Source organism: Chryseobacterium amylolyticum (genome assembly GCF_051011775.1).
Taxonomy (GTDB): Bacteria; Bacteroidota; Bacteroidia; order Flavobacteriales; family Weeksellaceae; genus Chryseobacterium.
In genome coordinates, this window is sequence record NZ_JBPCHX010000006.1 from 368,698 (window position 1) to 386,746 (window position 18,049).

Below are 18,049 nucleotides of genomic sequence, written 5' to 3' on the forward strand. Positions count from 1 at the left end.
TATTTCAAACAACTTAAAAAAATGACATTTGACATGTTTTTTCACATCCAAAGTATTATTTAACGCATAATTCATTTTAAAATAATATTTTTATAGCAGTGAATAGTTGTAAAGGATTTTTAGATAAAATAAAAAGAAATTTTATCAAAACTTTATGACAAAAAAAACTTTGCACAATTTCCATATTCCGGTAATGGGACTGGCTTATACGATAGACAGCCCGATTCGTGTTGCGCAGTATGGAATATCTTCTGTGATCTCCATCATTGATGATGAAATCCTTGAGAAGATGAAGAACTTTTACAATAAAAAGTTCAATCTTGACTATTTCGGTATCTCTGCAAAAACAGAAGATTACAGAGCCAGAAGAATTACAGCCTATCTGGATATGGTGGATGATATCGTGAATGAAAAATTTGAATCTTTCAAACAGGAAATCAGCAGAAATAAAGAGGCTTTGAAAGACTTCATAGCCATGCTTCCCAATACTTCAGACCTCAAAAACAGCCTTCAAAACCTTATCCATCAGAAAGACAACTGGAGTTCCCATATTAAAAGTTTCATTGAATCCAATTTAAATCCCGGAAGTATTGATGTTAACATCATGACGAAAGTAGATAAGGATAATTATCATCAGAACGAACAGCTGCCGGTCATGTATAACGACGCTCACGCTTCCCTTCGGGGGTTTGCCAAAAGCAAACTTTCATCATCTGTGGTGCTTTCTGCAGGAATGAATCCCCGTCTGTACAGCTATATGGAAGAATTTGAAGATTTTTTCCCGGATGAAAACGGAAAGCTCAGAAAGAAAATCATCCTTAAAGTGAGTGACTTCCGTTCTGCCATGATCCAGGGAAATTTTCTGGCTAAAAAAGGATTGTGGGTTTCGGAATACAGGATAGAATCCGGACTGAATTGCGGGGGACATGCCTTTGCTACCGAAGGAATGCTTCTCGGACCGATTATGGAAGAATTCAAGCAGAAAAAAAACGATCTTATACAATCCGCTCATTCCTTAATGATAACAGCTTTGGAGCAAAAAGGAAAATTTGTGGTGTCTGAGCCTTTAGAAATGAAAATTACCGTTCAGGGTGGAGTAGGAACTTCCGAAGAACATGAGTTCTTATTAACCCGTTATAATGTTGACAGCGTAGGCTGGGGATCACCCTTTTTACTGGTACCTGAAGCTACTTCTGTAGATGCCGAAACCCGTAATCTGCTTGTACAATCAAAAGAACAGGATTTTTACCTCAGTAATATGTCGCCATTGGGAGTACCCTTTAACACGGTAAAAGGAACCTCCAATGAAAAACTCAGATATGTAAAAGAATCACAAGGCAAATATGGAAGCTCATGCCCGAAGAAACTTCTCGCTTTGAGTAAAGAGTTTTCTCCGGAAGGAACCTGCACAGCTTCCAGAAAGTATCAGGATATCAAACTGAAAGAACTTTATAGTGAAAAAGAAACGCTGACAGAGGCGGAATTTGAAAAAAGAAAGGCTGCAATCACCGATAAAGCCTGTCTGTGTGTGGGACTTGTGAATGCCGCTTATATGGAACAAAACCTTGAAATCAAAGGCGAAAAGCAAGGTGTTGTGATATGTCCCGGACCGAACGTTGCCTTTTTTGACAAGGAAGTGTCTCTTTCAGACATGGTGAAACATATTTATGGAAATACCAATATTCTTCCCGATAACCACCGTCCGAATATGTTCATTAACGAACTGAAAATGTATGTGGATTATCTGAGAAAGGAAATTACTGATTCAGCAGTACAGATCACCCATTCGCAAACCAGGAAATGGAATACTTTCAGGAAAAATGTACTCGAAGGTATAGAATATTATCATAATCTTTTTAAAAACTCTTCATATTTCAGAAATAAATTATCTGTGATCAGTCTTCAGCTGGAGGAATACAAACTTCAGCTTATGGCCATTGATATTCCACAGGTTGAAAAATAACTATACTCATTTATAATAACTATAGCAGAAATGGCTATTTTAAATATTCTCAGGGCTTAATATTCCCTACCTTAGAAGTCATTTAGTAAAATTATTTTTATGGAAAAAAGAAAGATCAAAAACACTGATTTAACGATTGCACCAATTAATTTCGGAGGAAATGTTTTTGGATGGACCCTGGATGAGAAACAGTCATTTGATATACTGGACCGTTTTACGGAAGCAGGATTCAACTTTATAGATACAGCAGATACGTATTCATGGTGGGTTAACGGGAAAGGGGGACAATCTGAAGAAATCATCGGAAAGTGGATGAAAAGCCGTAACAACCGTAACGATATTGTTTTGGCAACAAAAGTAGGTTCACAAACAAAAGAACATGGCTTCGATATCAGCAGAAAGCATATCTTAAAATCCGTAGATGAGTCGCTGCAAAGACTTCAGACTGATCATATTGATCTCTATTATACCCATTTTGATGACGATACCACTCCGGTAGAAGAAACACTGTCCGCTTATGATGAGATTATTAAAGCAGGAAAAGTACGTTATATTGCAGCTTCCAATCTGTCGCCGGAACGTCTGAAAGCATCATTTGACGCGGCAGAAAAGAATAACCTTCCTAAATATGTTGCATTGCAGCCGCATTATAACCTGATGGAAAGAGAAGGTTTTGAGCAAAATTATGCACCTCTGGCGGAACAGCTAGATTTAAGTGTATTTCCATATTGGTCTCTCGCAGCAGGCTTTTTAACTGGTAAATACCGTAATGAGGGAGATCTTGCAAAAAGTACGAGAGGTGAAGGCGTAAGAAAGTATTTAAATGACAAAGGACTTAAGGTTTTAAAAGCTTTGGACCAGGTAAGTGCCAGGCATAACACCACCCAGGGAACTGTTTCTCTGGCATGGCTCTTATCAAATCCACTGATCACGGCACCTATTGTAAGTGCTACGAGTGCATCACAGCTGGAAACAATATTCAATGCGCCGAACCTTGTTTTGGATCAGGAAGATATTGATCTGCTGAATAACGCAAGCAGCTAATTTTTTCGACTTTCATTACAGATTAAAAAGAAATCCGTTCAGCAATTGAACGGATTTTTTGTGATTCGACGATACTGACCACCCCGTCAAAAATTCTTTGAATTTTCGCCACTCCTCCGGCGGAAGGGAATTGAGTTCTTCAGTTGTCCTATTGTATGTCAATATCTAATCAGAGTATTCTTTCAGAAGCTGTCTGTAGCTCATTAATATCGATGATTTTGAAATAAAACCGATAAAATCATTGGTACCACTCACTACCGGAAGGTTCCATACACCGGTATCATCAAAAGTCTGGAGAATTTCCAGTGGTTTATTTTCGCGGTGAAGGACTGCCGGCGGTGCTTTCATAATCTGGGTAACCGATTGGGAAATTTCAATTTCTTTATTAAAGAGATAAGGTCTTATATCGTCCAGGGTAAGCACGCCCTTGAGCTTTCTGTTATCATCCACAACAGCAAAAATATTTTTATCTCCGTTTTTAACCATTTCAAACAGTTCCGTAACAGAAGCGTTCTGATTGATGGTCTGAGAGTATTGATCAATAAAATCCTCCGTTCTTAAAGCAAAGAGCAGGTTTTTATCATGCTTATTGGTGAATATTTTGCCCTGATCTGCCAAAGATTTCAGTTCAGGAGAAATCGGGGAGAACCATTTGGCAATAAGATAAGATATTACGGAAACGATCATCAGCGGAATAAACAAATCATACCCGAAACTGGATTCTGCGATCAGAAATATTGCAGTAAGCGGGGCATACAGTACACCGCTCATCGCTCCCGCCATTCCTACCAGAACAAGATTAGTCACAGGAACATCTGTAAATCCCAGATGCTGGCACACCAGTGCAAACAAGTACCCTAAAGTTCCGCCTGCAAAAAGAGACGGGGCAAAATTTCCTCCGTTTCCACCACTGAATATGGTAAAAGAAGTAGCAAAAGCTTTTAAAAGCAGAACCAGAACTAAAAATATGATAATCGTCCAGTCACCGATTTCAAAATATCTGAAAAAACTGTTTTCAATAATAGAGTAGGTATTCCCGTTGGTAAAGGCTTTCACGGTTTCATACCCTTCCCCGAACAAAGGAGGAAAAAGAACACACAAAAGCGAAAGAACAGCCCCTCCAAACATCGCTTTGCGCATTCTTGAAAGCTGAAGTCCCTTTATGAAATGTTCCACTTTTTGAGAAATAACCACAAAATAACGGGCATATAAACCTGTAACAATTCCTAAGATAAGATAATAGGGTACATTTTTATAATTGAAAGCATCTCTGGTATAAAACCTGAAAAGCACATCTTCCTGAAGTAAAATTCTTGACAAAAGACTTCCGCAGACTGCTGCTACCACCAAAGGGATAAAGTCTGTAAAAACCACGCCGGTCAGAAGAATTTCAAAAGCAAACATAATCCCTGCAATAGGCGCGTTGAATGCTGAAGCAATCCCCGCAGTAGCACCGGCGGCCAGCAGCAAAGTACGTTCTTTATAACTTAGCCTGTAGGTTTGCGCATAATTTGAGCCAATAGCAGCTCCGGTCACAGCAATAGGACTTTCCAGTCCGGCAGAGCCACCCAATCCTACAGTTACGGCACTCTGTATCACCTGGGAATACATTTTAACGGAAGCCACAATACTGGAATTCTGTGCAATCTCATACAGGATAGCCCCGATCCCTTTACGGTCCTGTCCTTTGAAAAGTGTCAGAACAATCATGGTAGTCAGGACAATCCCTAAAAAAGGAAAAACGATATAGAATAAAATCTGATATTCAAAATGTACCTTATTGGTAATAAAATAATGAATATTGTGTACCAGCGTTTTCAGGATCACCCCTGCAAGGCCGGCAGTACAGCCTACAAGAATCCCGGAAAGCACAAGAAACTGGTTTCTGCTGAGCCTGTTGTTCAGCCAATGCAGAATAAGCTCATAACTGCGTGCTTTTTCCAATCCGTATTTCTGGAAATCTCTTTTAAATTTAAGGAAGCTCAGGTACTTTTTTTTGTTGTGAATTTTCACCTTGGAAACATTTTTATGCTGCTATGAAACAGATACAGCTCCGTAAATTTATGAAATATCTTACAAAAAACAGCTTTTTCAACGTCTGTCCTGTCAATTTCCTCCCTGTTTATGATTATTCTGTCTTACCGGATTTTCCTGATAAAAGTATGCCTGCGGCCATGGCTCCTATAATTCCGGCCCCAGCCCATAGCAAAGTTTTAGGAAAAGAAAACAGTGTTTTTCCATCTATTCCCATATTTCCTTTGGACGGCTCCAAAACATTTCCTCCGGTCTTATTATCTTTATTAGCATTCTTCATCACCATACGCATCCCTGCTGAAGATAGATACCGGATGATTCCGGGAATTATTTCATATAAATTTTTGAAAACAATGGCAGACCAGTCCGGATAGATAACTTCTTTTGGATTTTTAGCCGTCTTTACAATAGCCGCAGCCAGTTCCCGGGGATCAAAAGAGGGTGGAGGGGTACTCAGTTTTATTCCTGAATAATTGGCAGCATGCTCTATTCCGGAAGATTTCTGAAAACCGGGATACAGCGCACAGATATGGATATCCGGAAAATCTGAGACCTCTCCCTGTAATGTTTCCACCATACCACGAACCCCGTATTTTGAGGCTGTATAAGCTGTTCCATACGGTGCAGGCATCCATCCGCCAATAGAAATATTATTGAGCAGTACTCCTTTTTTCTGCTTCTTAAAAACAGGAAGTACCGCATGAGCAGAATGCATATATCCGAGAAGATTTGTTTTAACAATCTGGTCTGTAACGTCTGCCGGAACTTCCTCAAATTTACCAAAGGCGAGCACTCCGGCATTATTTACCCAATAATCAATCTTACCACTGAATTCAAGGGCTTCCCTGACAAGATTCTGAACATCTTCAGCTACGGAAGTATCTGTAGGTACTGCAATCACGGTAGCACCAAGCTTTCTGCATAATTCTGCCGTATCTTTAAGTGCGTCTTCACCTCTTGCTGCCAGAACAAGATCTGCACCCTGTTCTGCAAAAGCTTCTGCCGTGGCTTTACCAACTCCGCTTGAAGCTCCTGTAATAACCACTGTTTCTCCGAAAAAAGGAGGTCTTCTTTGATTTTTCATACTATAAGATTTAAGTGTTGGTATTTGTTATGTAGTTATCCGTTGCCTGTTGTATTTCTTTTCGGGAAAAGAATAAGCCTGATGGATGGATTGTTGGTGATAAATAAACGAAACCAGTCCACTGCCAGCTGAATTTTGTTTTTGAATCCTACAAGAGGAATAATGTGAATAAAAAGCCAGGTGAGCCAGGCGATAAATCCATTAAAGGAATGCTTCGGAAGATCCACTACAGCATTATATTTTGAAATGATAGCCATACTTCCTTTATCATTGTAATGGAACTGCTCCAGGACTTTTCCATCTTCTATGCGCTTGAAATTTGCGGCAAGATTTTTACCCTGCTGAATGGCAACCTGAGCCAGCTGAGGATGCCCCTTCGGATATTTTTCTTCTGAAAGCATCAGTGCAATGTCTCCCAATGCATAAATATTACTGGTTCCTTCTACTTTATTATAGGCATCCACCAGAATTCTCCTTCCTTTTCCGATACTGTTTTCCGGTAATCCAGGGACTTCTTTTCCGATCACTCCGGAAGTCCAGATCAGCGTTTCTGTCTCAATAATGCTTCCGTCGCTTAAGATGACTTTGTTATCTGTATAATCTTTTACAGAAACATTCAATAAAATTTTTACACCTAATTCTTTCAGTTTTTCATAAGCTGTCTTCTGAGCCAGCTGACTCATCGGGGAAAGAAGGGTAGGCAGTGCGTCTATAAGATAAAGATTGGAAAGGCCTAACTTAATTTCCGGATATTCTTTCTGAGCAATATACCTTCCCATCTCTGCAAGCATTCCTGCCAATTCCACCCCTGTAGGGCCACCGCCTGCAATAACAATGTTCTGAAGCTTTTCGGCTTCCTTGATATCTTTGTTTCGGGCAGCTTCTTCAAGGGTCAGCAGGATATGATTTCTCAGGTAGAGCGCTTCTTCGATATTTTTCATCGGCAGTGCACATTTTCTTACATTTTCCATTCCGAAAAAGTTGGATTCTGTTCCCAGTGCCAATACCAGATAATCATAACCCAGGGTGCCGGTATCGGTATCTATTGTTTTATTTTCAGGATTTACCCTAAGCAGGCTGCCCATATGGAATTTCACATTTTTATTGTTTGAAAACAGCTTTCTGAAAGGGTAGCTGATATTGGAAGCCTCTATAAAAGAAGTGGCCACCTGATAGATAAGGGGTGGAAAAAAATGATAATTATTCTTATCGACCAGCGTTATTTTGAACCGTTTATCATTTTTGAGAGATTTGATAAGGTTAATACCCGCAAATCCTCCTCCTACGATTAGAATATGCTTTTTCATATGAAGTAATTTATTGAAATGGTGTATCATATTTCATTCAATAACAGGACCAAAGAAGCGATAAAAAAAACATTTAACATAATATTTAAAATATCAAAAGAAGCCTTATATCATTACCCATTAAGGATTTCAAAAGGTTGAATGCTATCTTTACCTTTAACGTTTCCATTATATCTGCACGATGTTTGCAGCCTGTTTATAACCAACACCATAAAATATTTCAATATGAAAACAGACATTTTAACAGAAAAACACCGACTGGGAATTGGTGGAGTAGCGATCGGAACTGCTTTCGAAAATATCACAGATGAGCAGGCTCATGAAATTCTGCAGACAGCATGGAATACAGGCATCAGATATTATGATACTTCTCCATGGTATGGATTAACAAAAAGCGAAAGAAGATTTGGAAGTTTCCTGAAAGAACAGGAACGGAATGATTTTGTTTTTTCAACCAAAGTGGGAAGACTTTTCCGTGAAGTGCCTGAAGCTGAGGTACCGCCTACTATGTGGAAAAATCCGTTGCATTATGATTTCCGTCATGATTATACTGCTGATGCTGTACAGAGGTCAATTGAAGAAAGCCTGAAAAGGACCGGACTGAACCATATTGATATCGTTTATATTCATGATTTATCTGAAGATCAGGTAGGAGACCGTTATCCCTATTTTCTGGAACAGGCCAGAAAGGGTGCTTTTAAAATTCTTTCCGAGCTTAGGGATCAGGGTGTCATAAAAGCCTGGGGAATGGGTGTTAACAAAATAGAACCTATCTTAGACTGTATTGAATCTGCTGATCCGGATATCTGTCTTTCCGCAACGCAATATTCTATCCTTGAGCATGAAGATGCTGTGGACCGTCTTCTTCCTGCTGTAAGAAAAGCTGGTGTAAAACTGGTTTCAGGCGCAGGATACAATTCAGGATATGTGACAGGAAGGGAACGTTACAATTATAAAGACGTCATCCCGAAAGGAATGAGTGAAAAGCGGGAAAGAATCACTTCCATTGCTGAAAAGTATACTATAAGTCTTGTTGATGCGGCACTCCATTTTGTACTGGCAGCTGATGAATTTGCATCCATTATCCCGGGAGCCAGCAAGCCTGAACAGGTAAAAGATAATATGGATGCCCTTAACACTGCTATTCCTGCTGAATTCTGGAAAGAATTAAAAAGTGAAAAACTGATCTATGAAAAAGCCCAGGTTCCGGGATAAAAATAACAGGATAGAAAATCAAATAGCGTTGGGAAATGCAATGAAGAAAAGAGTTTTGTATGTAAAATATTCAACAAATAAGGATTTTATCAGAGACAAAATCCTTATTTGCATATCGTAATCAGAAATTTATATTGCAGATGCATTATATTCAAAATTTCTTCAAAATTTAATGATAGATTTATCGCATGAAAATTCTGATTGTTGAAGACGAAGCCGAGCTTGCTCAAAGTATTTCCGAATATCTGTCCGGAGAAAATTACCTCTGTGAACATGCCCCCACATTTGATGAAGCCATGAATAAAACAGAGGCTTTTGATTATGATTGTATTTTGCTGGACATCATGCTTCCGGACGGTAATGGTCTGAAAATTCTGGAAGAATTAAAGAAACAGCAGAAACAGGACGGTGTCATTATTATTTCTGCCAAAAACGCGCTGGATGATAAAATTGAAGGCCTGAAGCTGGGAGCCGATGACTATCTTACCAAACCTTTTCATCTTTCTGAGCTGATGGCAAGGGTATATTCTGTGATCCGCCGGAAACAGTTCAACAGCTCCAACGTAGTGAAGCAAAATGAGCTTCAGATAGATCTGCTGGCTAAAACAGTGGCAGTAAATAATGAATCGATTTCATTAACGAAAAAAGAATTTGATCTCTTGATTTATTTTATCGGAAATAAAAATAAAGTGATCTCTAAAAGTACACTTGCAGAACACCTTTCCGGAGATCTGGCAGATATGCTTGATAATCATGATTTTGTTTACGCTCACGTAAAAAACCTTAAGAAAAAACTGTATGATGCGGGATGCGGACATTATCTTAAAACGGTATACGGAACAGGGTATAAGTGGGAAAACTAAGATAATGATGAATGATGAATGATAAATTATTAATGATGATTAACCAGGAGTGAAAAGAGAAATGTGTTGAAAGATAAAAGTTTTGATTTTGCAATTAGGATTATTAATCTTTATAAATATCTTTACTTCTAAGAATGAATATGTTCTGAGTAAACAGTTATTAAGAAGCTGAACAGCAGTAGGAGCTTTAATAAGAGAATCACAGAATGCAGAAAGTAAAGCAGACTTTATCCATAAACTTGCTATTGCCCAAAAAGAATGTGATGAATCTATTTACCGGATTGAGCTTTTATTTCACACAGATTATTTATCATCCACTGAATATGAAAGTATCAGTAATGAATCCACAGAAATATTAAAAATACTCCGTAGTATTATTATTACAACCAAGAATAAATACAAAAGCACAAAACAAAAATTCATAATTCATAATTCATAATTCATAACTATTGTGAAGCCTCTATTAACAAAAACCACAAAGCCCTTTCTCATCTATGTACTTATTGTTCTGATGATAAGCATCCCTGTGTATTACATTGTGGTAGATACCATCTGGAAAAGTGAGCTCGATGAGCATAACGAGATTATTATAGAGAAAACAGCTTATGAATTTAACCGGTTAAAGCTTTCTGATGAAGCGCTGGAAAAAAGTCTTGAATTATGGAATCACATTCAGCCTGATACCAATATTGAAAAAATTTCTCCCGGCCAGATCAGAAAAGACACAGTTTATACTTATGAAAAGCAGCTGCCTTTTATTTCAGAACAAAAAAAGGAACGTTACAGATGTCTTAAAAAAGTAGTTTACCTGCACAACAAGCCCTATCTGTTTACCATACAAACGAACATTGAAGAATCCCATGAAACCATAGCTGTGATTGCGATGATCACGATATTCTTTTTTGTGGTTATTGTTGTCGGACTTTTATTCCTGAACAGAAAGCTGTCCTCATCCATCTGGAAACCTTTCAGGGATACGTTGGATCAATTGAAGACTTTTAATCTTAACAGTCAGAATACCATAGAATTTCCGGTTTCCGATACTTCAGAATTTGAAGAGCTTAATCAATCCCTTTACAAACTGATTGAACGAAATATTTCTACTTATAAAGCCCAGAAGGAGTTCACTGAAAATGCATCTCATGAGCTGCAGACCCCGCTTGCCATTATTAAAAACAAACTGGATATTTTACTTCAGGATCAGGATCTCACTGAAAAGCAATACAGAATTGCAGAAGACATCAACAAAGCGCTTACAAGAAGTTCCCGTATCAATAAAAATCTTTTGCTTCTCGCTAAAATTGACAATAACCAGTTTGACCGTTCGGAAACAATTCTCTTTGACCAGCTGCTTCATCAAAGCATTGAGATTCTCGAGGAGCATTTTGAACAAAAAAACATTTCTGCAGCTAAAAATATTTCAAATAATGTAAAAGTAAACGGGAATAGTATTCTGACAGAGATATTGATCAACAACCTCATCATCAATGCTATCCGGCATACTTCTCCGGAAGGTTCTGTTTCTATAGAATTAAATCAATCTTTTTTTGAAGTTTCCAATTCAGGAACGGAAAAACTGAGTACAGAAGCATTGTTTAAAAGATTTTCTAAATTTTCAGCGGACAACAACGGAAGTGGCCTGGGACTGTCTATCATACAGGAAATATGCAGGCTGCACCAATGGATGATCAGCTACAGATTTGAAAACGGTCTCCATATTTTCACCGTTAAATTTTAGTTAAAAGAATTTCCGTACCCAACAATTCAAAATTTCTTCTAAATCGGATTGCACCTTTGTATAAAAATATACTGAGGAATTAACTGTATTTAGAAATGATTTCAGAAACATTCCATGCTTTAGTTCTGCAGTATCCTTTATAAAATTACATGAGAATGAGAATATTTAATAAAGTTGCAGCGGTTACGCTTCTTTTCTGGTTAATGAAAATTGCAGCCACCACGTTAGGAGAAACGCTTGGAGATTTTATTTCCATGACCCTGAATTTAGGATATGTTGCGGGAATTGTGATCGCCCTGGTATTTTTCATCATTATTTTGTCTGTGCAGCTCAGTGTAAAAAAATATATCCCGGCAATTTACTGGATGGTGATCATCGGAACAACGACTTTAGGTACAGAAATCTCTGATTTTATAGACAGAACGCTGAAAACAGGATACCTTACCGGAAGCCTCATTTTACTCTCCGGGCTTTTACTCTCCCTGTTTTTATGGTATAAAAAGTACGGAAACCTTGAAGTATATCCGATTTCTGAGAGAAATAAAGAATTGTATTACTGGACAGCAATATTGTTTTCCAATAGTCTGGGAACAGCTTTCGGAGATTTCCTGAGCGATAATCTGGGACTTGGATATATGACCGGAGCTCTGATTACAGGACTTATTATTTTGGCTGTAGTCCTGCTTCATTATTTCACAAAAATCAATCATGTTCTCCTGTTCTGGATCGCTTTTGTTTTTACCAGACCTTTTGGAGCAACCTTTGGGGACCTTTTAACCAAACCCCTGGTTAAAGGAGGACTGGACCTGGGAACACTTAATGCATCACTGATATCCCTTGCACTGATGGTTCTGATGATTATTATTTCCCAAAGAAAACATACCCGTGAATTACCATCACTTCAAAACAAATCATAGTTAAACAATAGATTTTTTAAAAGAAAATAAAATAGTAAAATGAATAGAACAGCCCTGTTTTTTCTCCCATGTATGGTCATTTCATCCCTTGTTTCTGCGCAGGCTCTTTCTGTGACAGCATCAGGTAGAATTACCGATAAAAACAAAACAGCATTACCTTATGCCCATATTATTTTAAAAAAAGAAAAAGACAGCACATTTATTGCCGGAACTATTACTCATGAAGACGGAAGATTTTCTCTTAACGGTTTAAAACCTGATCATTATATTCTGGAAACTTCACTCACCGGATATAAAAAATATTCACAACCGGTTTTTATAGGCAGCTTGTCAGAGTTTCTGGAAATTCCCGTTGTTGAACTGACTGAAGAACAGGAAAATGAGACCAAAATAGAAACGGTTACCATTACAGCCTCCAAAAAGAATGAAATAGACAGCCGCCTTGATAAAAAGACCTATTCCGTCGCAGATAACATCAGCCAAAGCGGAGGGTCTGTGCTGCAAAGCATGCAAAATCTGCCCGGAATTACTGTACAGGACGGTAAAGTACAATTGAGAGGAAATGATAAGGTTACTGTATTGATTGATGGTAAACAGACTGCTCTCACCGGTTTTGGAAGCCAGACAGGACTGGATAATATTCCTGCTTCTGCTATTGATAAAATTGAGATCATCAACAACCCTTCATCGAAGTATGACGCTAACGGGAATGCCGGCATCATCAATATTATCATGAAAAAGAATAAGCAGAATGGCTGGAACGGAAAAGCCGGGTTTACCACAGGATTAGGCTCACTTTGGGTAAGAAAAGAAAATCTGCCCGGCATAAGACCGCAATATACGCTCACTCCCAAAATTAACCCTTCATTGGCTGTTAATTACAGAAAAAACAAGATCAATATTTTTTTACAGGCCGACAATTTATATACAGAGACTCTTAATAAAAATGAATTTGTAACCCGTACTTATGATGACGGAACCATTATCAATTCCCAGCTGAAAAGAAACAGAAATACCAATTTCTTCACCACCAAAGCAGGAATCGACTGGACTATTGATCCCCAAAATACATTAACCATCTCAGGAATGTACGGAAGTGAAAAAATTACAGACAGAGGTGATCAGCCATTTTTCAACGGAGATTTGTCTCAGCGGCTTCGTCTGTGGCAGTTTCTGGAGGATGAGCTGAAAACAACAGTGATGGGAACAGCTTCCTATCAGCATAAATTCAAAGAAGCCGGACATGTTTTGAATGTTGGATTCAATTATACATTTCACAGGGAAGATGAAAAGTATTTCTATGATAACTACCTTCCTGCTTCTACGGGAACTGATGCCTTCAAATTATTATCCGATGAACAGGTATATGATTTCAATGTAGATTATGTAAAACCTTTAAAATACGGACGAATAGAAACCGGAATCAAGCTTCGAAACAGAAGTATTCCTACCAATATGAATTTTATTCCGGGCGCCAACTCTGTTCTGGATATTTCTGCAGGAGGAAAAGCCGATTATAAAGAATTGATTCCTGCTGTATATGGAAATTATGTCTTTGAAAATGAAAAATGGGAAGCGGAATTAGGGCTGCGACTGGAATATGTAAAAATTCAATATAATGTCGATCCTAATCATCCAACCTATAAAAGTGACGGCTACAATTATACCCAGCCATTCCCGAATTTCAGACTTGCTTACAAACTTGATGCCCGCAATAAATTCTCTGTTTTTTACAACAGAAGGGTAGACCGTCCCAACGAAGTGGATATCAGAATTTTCCCGAAATATGATGATGCAGAGATCATTAAGGTAGGAAATCCGGCATTACGTCCTCAGTTTACGAATTCTGTTGATTTGGGCTACAAACACAATTGGGACAACGGATATTTGTATTCTGCACTGTATCATCGTTTTGCCAACGGAACCATCACCAGAATTTCAAGTATTGTCCCGGGCAGCACGCTTATCTATGCAATATTCCAGAACGCTGGAAAAAGTTATAATACCGGTCTGGAAACAATATGGAACCAAAAAATATCAGATGTATATTCTTTCAATGTTAATGGAAATCTATACCGTAACCAGATCAACGCATTTACTGTACAAAACCTGTATCCTCAGCCTAATCCTTTTTCAGCCGGCCGGCAGACTGCTATCTCAGGGAATATCAAGATGAATAACGTTTTCCATTTTCCAAAAGGACTGGACATGCAGTTTACCCTGGTATATCTGGCACCGGACATAATCCCCCAGGGAAAAACAAAGTCAAGATTCTCAATGGATGCAGGAGTGAAAAAAACGATTCAGAAAGGAAAAGGCGAACTGTTTATGAATGCTTCAGATCTGCTCAACACAATGGTGATCAGGAAGTCTGTTCAGGGGAATGGATTTGCCTATACAAACAATGATTATTACGAAACCCAGGTAATCCGTTTAGGATACAGCTATAAATTTTAATACAGAATTGGATAACTATAATGTGATTTAGGATGAAAAAGTACTTTCAAAAAACACTGATGTATGTAGTGGTTTTAAGTTCAGCCATTGGCAGGATCAACGCTCAGAATACCAATGATACGATATCTGTTCAGAAACCTGTAGAGGACAGTATTATCACTAAAGATGCCCGAAAAAGCACTCTGAATTATAAAAGCCTGATTATTCCTGCAGCATTCATTGCTTATGGAGTAGCAGGTTTAAGCATGAAAAACCTGAAAAACCTTAATCAATCGACACGATTTGAAATCAACGAGCATCAGCCTGCACGGATAAAACTGGATAATTATACCCAATATGCTCCGGCAGTAATGGTATACGGGTTTAATGCCATGGGTATAAAAGGAACACACAATCTGAGAGACCGCACCATTATTTATGCCTCTTCACAACTGATCGCAGCAGCTTTTACCATGCCTTTAAAATATCTTGTAAAAGAAGAAAGACCTGACGGCTCCAATACCTTATCGTTTCCTTCAGGACATTCTGCTACAGCATTTTCTTCAGCACAGTTTATGTTCAGGGAGTATAAAGACACCAATTTCTGGCTGAGCCTTTCAGGATATCCGTTCGCTGTTTTCACGGCTGTATACAGGATGCTGAATGATAAACACTGGCTGGGAGATGTTGTGGCAGGAGCCGGATTTGGAATCCTTTCTACAGAACTGGCTTACTGGCTATTCCCAAAAATTGACAATTTACTGAGGGGGAATAAAAATAAAAAGACCTTATCATCTACTATGGTCATGCCTTTTTATCAAAATAACACAGTGGGAATAGGACTGGTGAAAACCTTTTGATATAAACATTCTTAAAAAGCGCTGCTCTTTATTGAACAGAGCTTTTTATACCACTTTTGCTTTACGGATTATTTTGGCCAACAAGCCCGGAAAAAATCTTTTAAGATAGACAGCCATCACTTCTTTTCCTCCTATTGCTTTTTGTTTTTTCTGCTTCTGAATGGCATTCAGCATTTTTCCTGCAAAAATATCTACCGGCATTCCGTTTTTTGTAGCATCATCCATGGTCCCTTGTAATGAGCCGTCTCCGGTGACAGCATTAATAGAAATGTCAGTCTGTATAAAACCCGGACAGATAATGGTAATTCTGATATTCTGATTGAATAATTCTGCCCGCAAAGCATCGAAAAAACCATGCAGTGCATGCTTTGCCCCGGCATATCCGCTTCGCATCGGAGCTCCGAAGATTCCCATCAGGCTGGAGACTACAGCAATCTGTCCTCCTTTATTCCTGATCATATAAGGAACAACCGCTTTCGTAAGGGCTACTGTTCCGATATAATCAATATCAATGAGCTGCTTATCTACCTCAATATCCGTTTCCATCGCCAGAGAACGCTGTGACAGTCCTGCATTATTAATCAGAACATCGATCTTTCCAAATTGTTCCGCCGCTTTTTTTGCAATATCAGGCATATCCTTATAATTTTTGAGGTCTAAAGGAATCACTGCATACCGGTCAATACTCAATCCTGCTTTTTCAGCTACGGAATGCAGCTGATCTTCTTTTCTGGAAGACAGAATGATTCCGGCATTGCTGTTCTTTGCCAGGTTTTTTACCAAAGCTTCTCCAATACCTGATGATGCTCCGGTGATCCAGATGACCTTATGATCGAAATAACTGCTCATATCTGCTCATTATTTTATTTAAGTCCTGCAATATATTTTCCCGCTTTCATTCCGGAGAAAATACAGCCTCCGAGAAATGTTCCTTCCAGCGCCCGGTAGCCATGCATTCCACCGCCGCCAAAGCCTGCTGCTTCTCCTGCTGCATATAATCCTTCAATAATACTGTCATCATCCCTTAAGACCTGTCCGTTCAGGTTCGTTTTGATTCCGCCTAACGTTTTACGGGTTAAGATATTGAGACGTACAGCGATTAAAGGTCCGTTTTCAGGATCTAAAATTTTATGGGGAGCCGCGACACGGCCCAGCTTATCTCCTAAGTAGTTCCGGGTATTCCTGATATAATTAATCTGGGTATCTTTTGAGAATTTATTATCCAGCTCCCTGTCCCTGGCTTCGATCTGCGATTTTATTTTATCATATTTCAGGAGGTTATTTCCGGTCAGTTCATTCATCCTTTTAACAAGATCTTCCAGATTGTCCGATACAATAAAGTCTTTTCCATGTTCTTTAAATGCTTCCACAGGGCCCGGTGCTTTTTTACCAAAGATCCTTTTCAGAAAAAGGGGATAATCTTTATGGGTAATATCAGGATTCTGTTCTGAACCCGAAAGCGCAAATTCTTTTTTGATAATTTTCTGTGTCAGGATAAACCACGAATAGGAAAAGCCGGTTTCCTGTATGTATTTTAAGGTTCCCAACGTATCAAATCCCGGAAGAAAAGGAGCGGGGAGGCGTTTACCTTTTGCATCAAACCATAAGGACGAAGGTCCAGGTAATATCCTGATTCCATGATCCGGCCAGATGGGATCCCAGTTCTGCAACCCTTCTGTATAATGCCACATCCTGTCAGGATTAATGATATGAGCGCCCGTATTTTCTGCAATACCGATCATTTTACCATCTACATAAGCAGGAACACCGCAAACCATATTTTCAGGTGCTTTCCCCAGTCGTTCAGGCCAGTTTTTCCTTACCAGTTCATGATTGGCACCAATTCCTCCTGAAGCAATAATGATGTTCGGGGCGGCATATTCAAATGATGAAATTACATTTCTGTTGGTAGCAGCACCTCTTTCTTTAGTATCATCTTCCAGAATATCTCCTTTCAGTCCTTTTATCTTTCCATTTTCTGTTATAAATTCCGTTACTCTGTGTCTGAATTTCATCTGCAGCAAACCTTTGTCCCTGGCTTTATAAGCCTTCTCCACAAAAGGCTTCACAACTCCTGTACCGGTTCCCCAGCTCACATGAAAACGGGGCACAGAATTCCCATGGCCTGTCGCCGAACCATCACCACGCTCTGCCCAGCCTACCATAAACATCAGCTTGATCCCGAGCTTAGAAATGTATTGATACTTTTCACCGGCAGCAAATTTCAGATAAGCTTCAGCCCATTGACGCGGCCAATAATCTTCCGGACGGTCGAAGCCGGCCGTTCCTTTCCAATCCTGTAAAGCCAGCTCATAAGAATCTTTGATTCCCATTCTTCTTTGCTGGGGTGAATTGATCAGAAAAAGCCCTCCGAATGACCAGAAAGCCTGCCCGCCGATATTCTGTTCGGTTTCCTGGTCCAGGAGCAGTACTTTTTTTCCGGCATTGGTAATTTCCATTGCAGCAGTAAGTCCTGCCAATCCTGCACCAATGATAATGGCATCAGGCCGGAATGTTTCTTCCATGGGTTAAAATGTTTGAATGATACTAAGCATAAATGTATAAAATTATTCGGAATCAGATTGAAA

General features: G+C 39.0%; 14 protein-coding genes. 9 read left to right on the top strand and 5 right to left on the bottom strand.

The annotated features are described in order from the left end of the window. Positions 1-154 precede the first annotated feature (154 nt). Together ACR1PO_RS18200 and ACR1PO_RS18205 are read left to right on the top strand one after the other, a co-directional pair. Positions 155-1,963, top strand: a complete 1,809-nt coding sequence (locus tag ACR1PO_RS18200) for a hypothetical protein (protein WP_433987681.1) — start codon at positions 155-157, stop codon at positions 1,961-1,963. 99 nt (positions 1,964-2,062) lie between these two features. After that, positions 2,063-3,007, top strand: coding sequence for an aldo/keto reductase (locus tag ACR1PO_RS18205; protein WP_433987682.1), 945 nt, complete (start codon positions 2,063-2,065; stop codon positions 3,005-3,007). Positions 3,008-3,172: 165 nt separating this feature from the next. On the opposite strand, the gene ACR1PO_RS18210 is transcribed toward ACR1PO_RS18205, so the two are convergent. The 3 genes from ACR1PO_RS18210 to ACR1PO_RS18220 form a co-directional block, all read right to left on the bottom strand. Then, positions 3,173-5,020, bottom strand: a complete 1,848-nt coding sequence (locus tag ACR1PO_RS18210; protein ID WP_433987683.1) for a chloride channel protein — start codon at positions 5,018-5,020, stop codon at positions 3,173-3,175. 115 nt (positions 5,021-5,135) lie between these two features. After that, entirely contained in the window at positions 5,136-6,125 is a 990-nt protein-coding gene (locus ACR1PO_RS18215) for an SDR family oxidoreductase (protein ID WP_433987684.1), read from the bottom strand. 35 nt (positions 6,126-6,160) lie between these two features. After that, entirely contained in the window at positions 6,161-7,432 is a 1,272-nt protein-coding gene (locus ACR1PO_RS18220; protein ID WP_433987685.1) for an NAD(P)/FAD-dependent oxidoreductase, read from the bottom strand. A gap of 225 nt (positions 7,433-7,657) precedes the next feature. Here ACR1PO_RS18220 and ACR1PO_RS18225 point away from each other — a divergent pair, with 225 nt between their 5' ends. From ACR1PO_RS18225 to ACR1PO_RS18255, 7 genes are all read left to right on the top strand, one after another. Beyond that, positions 7,658-8,647 carry an aldo/keto reductase gene (locus tag ACR1PO_RS18225; RefSeq protein WP_433987686.1) on the top strand — a complete coding sequence of 330 codons (990 nt, stop codon included), beginning with the start codon at positions 7,658-7,660 and terminating at the stop codon, positions 8,645-8,647. A 188-nt stretch (positions 8,648-8,835) separates the two neighbouring features. Continuing rightward, on the top strand, positions 8,836-9,510 hold the full coding sequence (locus ACR1PO_RS18230; RefSeq protein WP_332386752.1) for a response regulator transcription factor: 675 nt from the start codon (positions 8,836-8,838) through the stop codon (positions 9,508-9,510). A 229-nt stretch (positions 9,511-9,739) separates the two neighbouring features. Continuing rightward, entirely contained in the window at positions 9,740-9,949 is a 210-nt protein-coding gene (locus ACR1PO_RS18235) for a four helix bundle protein (protein WP_433987739.1), read from the top strand. Positions 9,950-9,961: 12 nt separating this feature from the next. Beyond that, entirely contained in the window at positions 9,962-11,248 is a 1,287-nt protein-coding gene (gene porY, locus ACR1PO_RS18240) for a PorY family sensor histidine kinase (protein ID WP_433987687.1), read from the top strand. A gap of 155 nt (positions 11,249-11,403) precedes the next feature. After that, the gene (locus ACR1PO_RS18245; RefSeq protein ID WP_332386749.1) at positions 11,404-12,165 is read left to right on the top strand and encodes a COG4705 family protein; all 762 of its coding nucleotides are present in this window, start codon (positions 11,404-11,406) and stop codon (positions 12,163-12,165) included. A 39-nt stretch (positions 12,166-12,204) separates the two neighbouring features. Beyond that, on the top strand, positions 12,205-14,622 hold the full coding sequence (locus tag ACR1PO_RS18250) for a TonB-dependent receptor domain-containing protein (protein ID WP_433987688.1): 2,418 nt from the start codon (positions 12,205-12,207) through the stop codon (positions 14,620-14,622). Positions 14,623-14,654: 32 nt separating this feature from the next. Continuing rightward, positions 14,655-15,461, top strand: a complete 807-nt coding sequence (locus ACR1PO_RS18255; RefSeq protein ID WP_332386746.1) for a phosphatase PAP2 family protein — start codon at positions 14,655-14,657, stop codon at positions 15,459-15,461. 45 nt (positions 15,462-15,506) lie between these two features. Here the strand turns inward: ACR1PO_RS18255 and ACR1PO_RS18260 are convergent, their stop codons facing one another. Together ACR1PO_RS18260 and ACR1PO_RS18265 are read right to left on the bottom strand one after the other, a co-directional pair. Further along, entirely contained in the window at positions 15,507-16,310 is an 804-nt protein-coding gene (locus ACR1PO_RS18260; RefSeq protein WP_332386745.1) for an SDR family oxidoreductase, read from the bottom strand. A gap of 14 nt (positions 16,311-16,324) precedes the next feature. After that, complete coding sequence (locus ACR1PO_RS18265) at positions 16,325-17,986, bottom strand: FAD-binding dehydrogenase (protein ID WP_433987689.1); 1,662 nt, start codon at positions 17,984-17,986, stop codon at positions 16,325-16,327. Positions 17,987-18,049 lie beyond the last annotated feature (63 nt).

Excerpts from the sequence above, each read along its gene's own strand:
- ACR1PO_RS18255 (WP_332386746.1), top strand. The coding sequence starts at position 14,655 with ATGAAAAAGTACTTTCAAAAAACACTGATGTATGTAGTGGTTTTAAGT.
- ACR1PO_RS18225 (WP_433987686.1), top strand. The coding sequence starts at position 7,658 with ATGAAAACAGACATTTTAACAGAAAAACACCGACTGGGAATTGGTGGA.
- ACR1PO_RS18220 (WP_433987685.1), bottom strand. The coding sequence starts at position 7,432 with ATGAAAAAGCATATTCTAATCGTAGGAGGAGGATTTGCGGGTATTAAC.
- ACR1PO_RS18260 (WP_332386745.1), bottom strand. The coding sequence starts at position 16,310 with ATGAGCAGTTATTTCGATCATAAGGTCATCTGGATCACCGGAGCATCA.
- ACR1PO_RS18200 (WP_433987681.1), top strand. The coding sequence starts at position 155 with ATGACAAAAAAAACTTTGCACAATTTCCATATTCCGGTAATGGGACTG.
- ACR1PO_RS18245 (WP_332386749.1), top strand. The coding sequence starts at position 11,404 with ATGAGAATATTTAATAAAGTTGCAGCGGTTACGCTTCTTTTCTGGTTA.
- ACR1PO_RS18265 (WP_433987689.1), bottom strand. The coding sequence starts at position 17,986 with ATGGAAGAAACATTCCGGCCTGATGCCATTATCATTGGTGCAGGATTG.
- ACR1PO_RS18205 (WP_433987682.1), top strand. The coding sequence starts at position 2,063 with ATGGAAAAAAGAAAGATCAAAAACACTGATTTAACGATTGCACCAATT.
- ACR1PO_RS18230 (WP_332386752.1), top strand. The coding sequence starts at position 8,836 with ATGAAAATTCTGATTGTTGAAGACGAAGCCGAGCTTGCTCAAAGTATT.
- ACR1PO_RS18215 (WP_433987684.1), bottom strand. The coding sequence starts at position 6,125 with ATGAAAAATCAAAGAAGACCTCCTTTTTTCGGAGAAACAGTGGTTATT.
- ACR1PO_RS18250 (WP_433987688.1), top strand. The coding sequence starts at position 12,205 with ATGAATAGAACAGCCCTGTTTTTTCTCCCATGTATGGTCATTTCATCC.